Here is a 9,316-nt window from a genome sequence, read left to right on the forward strand (position 1 = left end):
GTCAAAGGCCGGCACTGGATTGGACTCGATTGGGGAAGCCCTGGTGGATCAAAGAACGCGCATCGTGGCTGCAGTCATCAAAGCAGTGAAGTTGCCTCCGCGGTTTCGACTGCGGCTGGTCAAAGAAGATCCCGTTCGGCTTGAACTCAGCCTCACCCCTGCTTACGGCAAACAGCCGATCCAAGTGGGATTGGTGGAATCTCTTGACCTGGTGGCTCGGCGCGACCGGGAAGGACGCATCCCTAGAGACTTGCAAGGAACATGGGATTGGACGGTCCGACACGGCGACGTAAGCACCGGGGGATGGAATCCCTTTCTCAAGGAAGCACTACAAACCATGTTTGAAACAGGACTACCAGCAATCGTTTACGAAGAACTCACAGGCGAGGACTATCACCCCGTTGACGGCACCCGCCACGTGCGCTGACTGTGAAGGATGTGAAGCCCTGCGAACTACCAGGGCTAAAAACAGGGACAAGGGGCTAGACCAGTACAGTTCCGGCTCTTAAGGTTTTCTTCATGAGCAGCCTGCAGCTTTCGACGGCGCCTTTAGTGAGGCTTCTCTTTGCGATAGGAGCCCTAAGCAGTCTGATGCTGCTAGCTCTTCTCAATCTGATCAGCTAACTCTTTCTTTGCAGCTTGGGAGATCTCCCGATCGACTCGCTGCTAACGCAGCTCTGCCACAGCCTTACTGCAAGTGCCACAGTGCTGCTGCAAGCGCCACCAGGGGCAGGGAAAACCACCAGAGTGCCGCTTGCGCTTTTGGGTGCCCTTGATGGTCACACCCCTCTTCCAGGCCGAATCTGGATGCTGGAACCCCGACGATTAGCTGTCAAAGCAGCAGCCTCGCGACTAGCCGCAAGTTTGAAAGAGCCATTAGGGCAGCGCGTGGGCTTCGCTATACGACATGAACAGCTGCGCTCAAAACGAACTCAATTAGAGGTCATTACAGACGGCTTGTTTCTACGTCGCCTTCAGCGTGATCCAAGCCTAAACGGCATTGATTGCGTGATCTTTGATGAATTTCACGAACGACGGCGAGACAGCGACCTCGCCCTGGCCCTTTTGCTTGAAGCCCGACCGCTGCTCCATCCAGAGCTACGGCTTCTGCTCATGTCTGCAACGCTCAATCTTGGCGAATTACAAGATCGCCTACCAGAAGCAACCCTTCTACAGAGCGAGGGAAAAGCCTTCCCCGTCGCGACCCATCATCAGACACCCCGCCCAGACGAACCGTTACCCCATCAGGTGATGCGGGCCATTACGGCCCATGCCCTACCGCTGAGCAAAGCAAGCGATCGCACCAGTTCACGCCCCACCGTGCTGGTGTTCCTGCCTGGACAACGTGAAATCAAACGCACCCAAGAACTACTGGCGGCTCAAGAAAGTCTTACGCATTGGAATCTTGCCTATCTTCACGGGCAACAGCCTCTGCATGTGCAAGCGCGGGCATTGCTTAGGGCTGAATCGCCTTGGATAGGCAAGATCGTCTTAGCAAGTTCTATCGCGGAGAGCTCACTCACCCTCGAAGGGGTTCGACTGGTCATCGACAGCGGCCTGAGTCGGCAAAGTCGCTTTGACCCCAACACTGGCATGGAGGGGCTTGAGACAGTGCCATCCAGCCTGGCAAGCGCTAATCAACGCCAAGGGCGAGCCGGACGCCAAGGTCCAGGCCAATGCGTTCGACTTTGGTCGCTAGCAGAACAACTGCGCAAGCCCGAACATGCCCCTCCAGAAATACTTGTTGCCGATCCCATGCCAGTGGTGCTTGAGCTAGCGGCCTGGGGCGCTGGCTTAGGAGAAAGCCTGCCATGGATCGACCCCCCACCTCAATCAGCGTTGCAGAAGGGAAGGCAACAACTAATCAATCTGAACGCCCTCAACCATGACGGACGGATCACAACGCTAGGCCGCCATCTCTGCAAACTAGGCATACACCCCAGGCTAGGGATCCTGTTGCTACAAGCCAAAGGATGGGGATGCGAAGCACTGGGAGCCGAACTAGCCGCTTTACTTGGTGATCGAGATCCCCTCAACAGCCATCAGGTTGGCTCAGACCTGAGGACTCGTCTGGATTGGTTACGTCAGGACCAGCGAGAAATTCATCGATCTGCCAGACAAGGCCATCAACAGATGCGCCGTCTCAGTCAAAGGCTGCTTGGTCAACTCAAGACCATTAGGCAAGACGATCAATACAGCAAACAAGCAAATAAAGACCTCTCAGAACATGCCCTGGCAGCACAACTAATTGCCACAGCCTTCCCGGAATGGTTGGCCTTGGAACGACCAGGAAAAGCCGGACACTATCGATTGCGACAAGGACGCGGCGCCATTCTCCGCCAGCATGACCCTCTCAGATCTTCTACTGCCCTAGCAGTTGCAAGGGTGGATCTTGGTCAGGCCAACACACTCATCCAGCTCGCAATCCCCCTCCCGATGCAATGGGTAGAGACGCTGAGCCAGACAGATGGGGAATGGAGTGAATCAGTGAGCTGGGATGAAAAAAGCTCGCGAATACGAGCAGAGCGACTGTTGAAGATCGGCGAACTACTAATCCAAAGAGAACGCCTCCCACAGCCCGAACCAGAACACTGTCGCAAGATCCTGCTCGATGTCTTGTGCCATCAGGGTCTAGGGCAACTCCCCTGGGGCCGTCGCAGCCAACAACTGCGTGCACGCCTGGAACTCGCCCACCGCCACCTAGGCACCCCATGGCCACCTCGCGACCTTAAATTCCTTGGCCATCAGCCAAGTTCATGGCTCAATCAACCGCTGTTGGGTTGCCATAGCTTGGATGAGCTGGGTGAAGAAGGGCTAATAGAAGCTCTCTGGGGAGAGCTCCCCTGGGAGATGCGCCAGAGACTAGACATCCTGCTGCCAAACCAACTAACCATTCCCTCTGGTCGGTCTGCTGTACTCAACTATGACGATGGAGAGGTGAAATTATCGGTGAAGCTTCAAGAAATGTTTGGCTGCGAAGACGGTCCAAAACTGATCAATGGCAAGCTTCCCGTGACCCTTGAACTGCTCTCTCCAGCAGGGCGTACTCTGCAGCTCACAAGAGATCTAGCAGGCTTCTGGAGTGATAGCTATCAGGACGTGCGCCGCGAAATGCGCGGTCGCTACCCGAAGCATCCCTGGCCAGAGAACCCGCGAGAAGCCCAAGCAACCGCCCGCATCAAAAAGCACATGGGCGGATGAGATGAATACAAGGGGAAAGTTAACTAAAAACGCGAATCTATTGCCATGAAGACGGTCAAGCCATCTCCATGCTTTGTTACATTGATCAGATCTTGGATTTGCAAATGGCCGACAACACTCAGCCCCGTTTCGGCTTCGTTAACTTCGCAGAAACCTGGAACGGCCGTCTAGCCATGATGGGCGTCGTCATCGGCCTCAGCACCGAACTTCTGACCGGCCAAAGCATTCTCTCTCAGATGGGCCTTGGCTGAATCTCATTGCAACCCTTCAAGCAGTAGCAGCCATATGAGGTGATCACGGTAAAACGACAAAGTTGGCGTAAAGCGCGCCCTGCAATGACGATGGGCCACAGTAGAGAAACGTTGGAGTGATTAAGTTGCCCCCACTCTTCGTCAACAACCGACGCGATGGCGCAAGGCTGCTGAGCAGCGCCCTGGTGATTTTCACAATCGCATCCACCCAGCTGGATCATGCCTGGGGGCAAGCTGTTGCTGCGCTTAGCGTCGTGATCTGCCTCTACTGGGGCATGGCCTACCGACGCCTTGACCGCTGAATCCCTTCCCAACTATTCAGTCCGCGATCTCAACGCGGCTATTGGCACTCTGCTGGAACGTGGCTTTGCACCTCGATTTCTGGTGGAAGCGTCAGTCTCCAAGCCCCAGATCAAAAAAGGGCATCTCTGGCTAACTCTGACTGACGGCAACGCAAGTATCACGGCAGTGGCTTGGGCTTCCAAGCTGCAGCAACTCACCTACAGGCCTACAGAAGGGGATGGGGTAACGGTTGTCGGCAAGCTCAACTTCTGGGCAACCCGAGCAAGCCTGGCCGTGCAGGTCATAGACCTGCGTCCGTCCCTATCGACGGTGCTGCGTCAGTTCGAAATTGTGAAAGCTCTGCTACTGAAAGAGGGCATCATCGACGAATCGAAACGGAAATCGTTACCAAAATATCCAGAGGTTGTAGCCATCTTGACCAGCGTGCCCAGTTCCGCCCTAGCAGACATGCTGCGTACAGCAAAAGAGCGCTGGCCTCTCACTCAATTGCTGATCATTCCAATTCCAGTCCAAGGTGATGTAGCAAAACAAATCCAATCCGTTTTACGTTCTCTGGCTAATCAGCATGATGAGCTGGGGATTGCAGCGATCGTGCTGGCCAGAGGAGGTGGAAGTCGTGAAGACCTTATGGTGTTTGATGATGAACACCTGTGCCGTGACCTGGCCAGTTTCCCAATACCGGTGGTGACTGGACTAGGGCATGAGGATGACCAAACAGTGGCTGATCTGGTTGCTGACCATAGAGCCGCGACGCCAACAGCAGCGATGGTGGCCCTGTTGCCCAGTCGGGAGTCAGCTCAAAATGTGCTGATCCAACGCCGTCATCGACTTAAAGACCACTGCAATTGGCTCATTCGCAAAAAACGTGACCGGCTTGTAGATCGAGGGAAAGCGTTGGAGTGTCAACAACCGATGAAACAGATAGAGCTTCAGCGCATTGACTTAAGCCAGAAGCATCAGCTCCTCCAAGCTCTATCACCAGAACTCTGGTTGATGCGCGGTTTTGCCATCGTGAAGAACAAGCAAGGCAAAACTCTGAGAAGCGTGGGTGATGTATCTCTGCTGGACAATTTGACCATCCAACTCAGTGATGGCCAGATCAATGCCACCGCAGAAGAAATTAATCAGCAAAGGCCCTCGACATGATAAAAGCCACTTCATCATCTAAGAAGACGCCGAGAGATTCCGTCTCTAAACAGCAAAAGCACGCCATCAATACTGCGCAATCAACACTAGATAGCATGCTGAAAGAATGGCGCCAAGACGCGAAATCACTCAGCTACGAAGAATCTCTACAAGCGCTCGATTTACTCCTTACTCAATTACAGAATGACAGCGTTCCTGTAGAAGAGCTCCAAAGACACTACTTAAAAGGGAAGGTCTACCTTGAGCACTGTGAAGCACTGCTCAATACCGTCGAACAAAGCGTGCTGCAGCTCGACGCGAGCAACCTAAAGCCTAATTCAGGCACATGATTCAGCAGAGGCTTACACTTTAGACCAGTCTTGACTCCAATTTTCTGGAGCCTACTGGCCCAAAGAACTTACAAGTCTATTGCGACCTCTTAAGAATTTTACCTTATCAATTCCAGTCCTTCCCCGACCCAATGGAGCTGATTCAACAGGCACAATATTACTCTTTAGAGCTATGCATCGAGCGAGCGAATAGCATGCCAGCACCCTCTCTTATCTTTAAAGCGACTGATCCATATAAAACCTGGTACATAAGACTTAATGATGCAAATTCTATCGTCTTTAGTTTAGCAAGAGCCAGGAACAATCACCATCCAATCAACAAACCGAGACTCAAGCACGAGTTCTCACTTACTCGAAAAACTAACATTTCTCCATAGGTCTTACGACTAGCTTTGTAAACTGATTCTGCAAATGATGTCTTGTGACTAAAAGCTAATACGGCAGCAAGAGGCATGCGGCCCACAATCAATCCACACATCACCAATAAAGCCAACCAAAACCATTTTATAAACTAGCAGCAATAGACTATCTGATGGCTTTGTAGGCTTAAATTCCATCGCATTCGAAGCACCTATTTGAGCCCTAGAAAGTAAAAATCACGTATCAATGATTACAATCCCTCAATAAATTACTAATTGGCTAGCCTGCAATTATTGAAGGCTAATCTCGAAGAAGGCACGGAAGAATTCGGAAATAAAAAGCTATTATCAATACTTTGGAAAGGCAACATTTGTGCACTTAGCCATAAGCCAAGACCTGAGTCATTAACAATACTAGTCACAATCACTGAAGCCAACTTCTAGCAATAGCAAATGAATCATGCTTCCGATTGCCTGACAAGATTGCTCAGCTGTTCAAATCATAACCAATCTAAACGTCTTGACGAGTACTAGAGACTATGGCTCCAATGATGCTGTTTGCACCTAGCAGGAAACAGACTTTCCCAAGAAACTCTTGCTCAAAATTATTTCACTCAATATTCTTAAATATCAAAATCAATAGCACCTTTAAAGTATCGCTACAATGTTTTCAGCTGAAGCAAATCAATGGGCATGGTTCTCAACTACATACTCTTGACCTTTATCAGTTGGCCATTTGTCGCACTGGTAGCAGGTTGGTGTTGCCAACCGTTATTTCCAAATACCAAGGCCTTCGACTTACAAAGGAATAGTGGCCGTACAACATTCGCCACTCGATCGCTGATCATCTCTGCTGTTCTCTCAGCAATTGCCTGCTTCATCGATTTACCACTCATCAGCCAGCCTTCAAGTTTAGGCCTTTAAAGAAACAACTTCATGCTTCTCGTTAACGGCTACTGAGAATCAAAGAAAATTCGATCTCTGCTTTGATTGGCAACGCCACTTAAAAACATAATCATGAGGCAGCATTCGCTTTGAGTTTGACTATGGAGAACAGACATCTGTAACCATTGAAAGTCATCTATATACGCTGAAAAATTATGGGCCAAGAGAATCGTTCAGCCAAAATTTAACCAGAGAAATATGATCTAAATGCCAATTCAATTCCATAATGACAATTGACGAAAAGCATCTACTCTAACTTGATTGAAACTCCAAAGCAACAAGCAGCTTTAACCACTTCAAAGTCATACATTGTGGCCACTATTCGTCAAGGTAATGACTGGGTATCTTAGGCATTGTTCAAGCAAAGCAAAAGGATATTCCCAAGACTTTACCACTTGTTCTTCAGGCCCAGCGCTTTGAACAGCAGTTCGCCTCTATGAAGGCACTGGCGACACTCAAACCAGTAATCATATATATACAACTAATCAGTGGTTTCACATGGCTTCTTCACTAGCGTTGAGACTATCACCTCACGAGTGGCATGAAAGCACCAAATGGTTTGCTGCAATGGGTCTACTTTATCCTGGCAATCAGTGGAGCAATCCTTCCTACACTAGCCAACATCGACTTTATGCAGCAATACGGTCCAGACTTTGATATCAGCTTATTTGTAGCACTATCGAATGCAAATCCTGCAGCTCAATCTTTATCCCGAGATCTGATCATAGGTGCTAGTGCTATAACCATCTGGATCGTTGTAGAGAGTCGAAGACTTCAAATGCGACACCTATGGATCGTGCTTTTAAGTAGCGTCACAATTGCCTTCGCATTTGCCGCACCATTATTTCTCTTCCTGCGTGAACGTCGGCTACAAGAAATAGCAAATCATGCTGAGAACTAGGAACAGACTGTTGATCGCTCTAATTTATTTTTTTCAACCTCCTATTCAACAAAAACACGCTTCTCAATAGGAGCGGATAAACACACTGATTAGTATCTAAAGATCATCAACCCTCTGAACCAGCATCTTCAGCCGTAATATCAATTGTGGCCGCACTAGCAGGGGTAGAAATCCCTCCATCATCTTTAAAATCACCTAACTCTGAAGTATCAGACAGCCCTGCACCACAGACAGGACACTGACCAGAGCTCCCAAAAGTGCGCACTCCACAAGCCTGACAAGTCACCATGCGGGACTGAAGAACACGCCAACCCAACCAACCAAAGCCAGCCAGCATGAACGGTAAGACCAACGCGACAAGCATTAACCCACCAGCGAGATCAAGCAAAATCCGCCCGGCTGCAGTGGGCAACAGCAAGATCAGCAGAAGGGCCAACCAGATCAGAGGAGAAGGCCTGGCCATTTCAACGCTGGAAGCGGGCATCCCGCTCAATCCAAGACTCCAAGGCTGCTAAGACTTCGATCAAAGCCCAGCCTCCAAAAAAGACTCCGGCAACCAGGGCTACCACAAATCCGATCAGAAGCATTACAGGCACGGCCAAAAGAGTAAGACCTGTAATCAGCACAACCGCACCTATCGCCATACTCAATAGAGCCATGCCTGCGAAGGCCGGCGGCAACCGGGCAGAGCGTGCTCGCATCAGAGAAGGCACAACAATCAATTAAAAATCAATTTTATGCTGACTGAAGACGTTGTGTAATCAGCTTTTTAGCGGGTTCGGTTCTCCCCATTGATGCCTACTCCTACTGGCAAGAACCACGCTCCAGCACTGCCCAAAGTAAAGGATCACACCGACCATCCAAACCCAAAAGGTGAGCACCAGAACACCACCGATGAAGCCATAAGCCTGATAACGCGTGCCCAGCGAAAGAATGCTGCGGCTAACGACCAGGTTGAGGATCGTCAAAAGCGTACCAATCAAAAAAGACCCAGGCACAAGGGGTCGTAGTGGGACACGTCTACTAGGTAGCAAAGCCTGCAACAACAACGCCATCCCAGAGAGGCCAAGTAATGGCACAACGAACTGACCTACCTGAAGCACAGGCACTCGAGACAACAAAGCAGCAAGCCATGGTGTCTTGCTAATCAGCTCATCCCAAACAGCACCTGGGATCATGCGTACATTGACGCTGATCTGATCAACAACAACAAGCAGCCCGACCAGGATTACGACCACAAAAGCCTCAATTCGAGCACGCAAGAAACGGGTTAGCTGAACAACAAATGGTGCAGGTGTTGAAGGCAGGGGCAACAGGTCTCGCCAAAGACGATCAGCACCACGCTGCAAAGTTAAATAGGCGTTACCAGCAGTCACCATCAGAAACACAGCTCCGAGCAATCCTGCACCAAAGCCTTGTTTGACAAGTTTCACCAATGTTGATTCCACCAAACCAACAACAGAAGGTGGGAGCACCTGCGCAGTAAAGTCAACAATTTGCTGATCAAGACCATGCTGACGGCCAAGAAACCAAGAGGCCACAGACAGCGAGATCAACAGAATTGGGAAAAATGACTGCAACGTGTAATAAGCAAAAGCAGCACTAAGATCTACACAATCACAACGCATCCAGCGAAGGTAAGCCCGCCACAAACTTGCGACCAACCATCTAGCCCAACGTTTCCAACGAAGCTCCACGCTTGGCATTCATCTACTGCTAATAACGCTAGCGCCAGCCAATCAAAGAGCTCTGGTGTCTATTTGATTATCTTCTTTAAAAATCACACTGACTTGCACATCAAAAAAGCCACCCCTACGGGTGGCTTTTTCTTGGTAAATCAACAACTCTTTCTCGAGATTGATGATCTACATGCGGAAATGT

The 9,316-nt window shown here is 50.1% G+C and carries 10 protein-coding genes; 7 read left to right on the forward strand and 3 right to left on the reverse strand.

The features are described 5' to 3' along the window. Nucleotides 1-43: 43 nt before the first annotated feature. From SIB80_RS12665 to SIB80_RS12695, 7 genes are all read left to right on the forward strand, one after another. A complete protein-coding gene (locus tag SIB80_RS12665) occupies nt 44-427 on the forward strand; it encodes a hypothetical protein (RefSeq protein ID WP_036911765.1) in 384 nt (127 codons plus the stop codon). Nucleotides 428-639: 212 nt separating this feature from the next. After that, nucleotides 640-3,201: an ATP-dependent helicase HrpB gene (gene hrpB / locus SIB80_RS12670; RefSeq protein WP_063418964.1), complete on the forward strand. Its 2,562-nt coding sequence runs from the start codon at nt 640-642 to the stop codon at nt 3,199-3,201. 104 nt (nt 3,202-3,305) lie between these two features. Beyond that, nucleotides 3,306-3,452 carry a high light inducible protein gene (locus SIB80_RS12675; RefSeq protein ID WP_063418990.1) on the forward strand — a complete coding sequence of 49 codons (147 nt, stop codon included), beginning with the start codon at nt 3,306-3,308 and terminating at the stop codon, nt 3,450-3,452. Between the two features lie 116 nt (nt 3,453-3,568). Then, nucleotides 3,569-3,754 (forward strand): hypothetical protein, encoded by a 186-nt coding sequence (locus SIB80_RS12680; protein ID WP_063418965.1) that lies wholly within the window; start codon nt 3,569-3,571, stop codon nt 3,752-3,754. Then, nucleotides 3,744-4,901, forward strand: coding sequence for an exodeoxyribonuclease VII large subunit (gene xseA, locus SIB80_RS12685; protein ID WP_063418967.1), 1,158 nt, complete (start codon nt 3,744-3,746; stop codon nt 4,899-4,901). Before SIB80_RS12680 ends, xseA begins: the two co-directional genes overlap by 11 nt. A 95-nt stretch (nt 4,902-4,996) precedes the next feature. After that, a complete protein-coding gene (gene xseB, locus SIB80_RS12690; protein ID WP_413352184.1) occupies nt 4,997-5,230 on the forward strand; it encodes an exodeoxyribonuclease VII small subunit in 234 nt (77 codons plus the stop codon). A 1,845-nt stretch (nt 5,231-7,075) separates the two neighbouring features. After that, nucleotides 7,076-7,435: a DUF2834 domain-containing protein gene (locus tag SIB80_RS12695; protein ID WP_063418973.1), complete on the forward strand. Its 360-nt coding sequence runs from the start codon at nt 7,076-7,078 to the stop codon at nt 7,433-7,435. 106 nt (nt 7,436-7,541) lie between these two features. On the opposite strand, the gene SIB80_RS12700 is transcribed toward SIB80_RS12695, so the two are convergent. From SIB80_RS12700 to SIB80_RS12710, 3 genes are read right to left on the reverse strand one after another with little or no spacing between them, the layout of a single operon-like run. Next, nucleotides 7,542-7,898, reverse strand: coding sequence for a hypothetical protein (locus SIB80_RS12700; protein WP_063418975.1), 357 nt, complete (start codon nt 7,896-7,898; stop codon nt 7,542-7,544). 1 nt (nt 7,899) lies between these two features. Further along, the gene (locus tag SIB80_RS12705) at nt 7,900-8,136 is read right to left on the reverse strand and encodes a hypothetical protein (RefSeq protein WP_063418977.1); all 237 of its coding nucleotides are present in this window, start codon (nt 8,134-8,136) and stop codon (nt 7,900-7,902) included. Nucleotides 8,137-8,196: 60 nt separating this feature from the next. Beyond that, a complete protein-coding gene (locus SIB80_RS12710) occupies nt 8,197-9,141 on the reverse strand; it encodes a YihY/virulence factor BrkB family protein (RefSeq protein WP_063418979.1) in 945 nt (314 codons plus the stop codon). Nucleotides 9,142-9,316: the final 175 nt, after the last annotated feature.

Source organism: Prochlorococcus sp. MIT 1327, assembly GCF_047304785.1.
Taxonomy (GTDB): Bacteria; Cyanobacteriota; Cyanobacteriia; order PCC-6307; family Cyanobiaceae; genus Prochlorococcus; species Prochlorococcus marinus_D.

Coding starts and splice junctions, on each gene's coding strand:
- SIB80_RS12675 (WP_063418990.1), top strand. CDS start 3,306: ATGGCCGACAACACTCAGCCCCGTTTCGGCTTCGTTAACTTCGCAGAA.
- xseB (WP_413352184.1), top strand. CDS start 4,997: ATGCTGAAAGAATGGCGCCAAGACGCGAAATCACTCAGCTACGAAGAA.
- SIB80_RS12695 (WP_063418973.1), top strand. CDS start 7,076: ATGAAAGCACCAAATGGTTTGCTGCAATGGGTCTACTTTATCCTGGCA.
- SIB80_RS12700 (WP_063418975.1), bottom strand. CDS start 7,898: ATGGCCAGGCCTTCTCCTCTGATCTGGTTGGCCCTTCTGCTGATCTTG.
- SIB80_RS12705 (WP_063418977.1), bottom strand. CDS start 8,136: ATGCGAGCACGCTCTGCCCGGTTGCCGCCGGCCTTCGCAGGCATGGCT.
- SIB80_RS12710 (WP_063418979.1), bottom strand. CDS start 9,141: ATGCCAAGCGTGGAGCTTCGTTGGAAACGTTGGGCTAGATGGTTGGTC.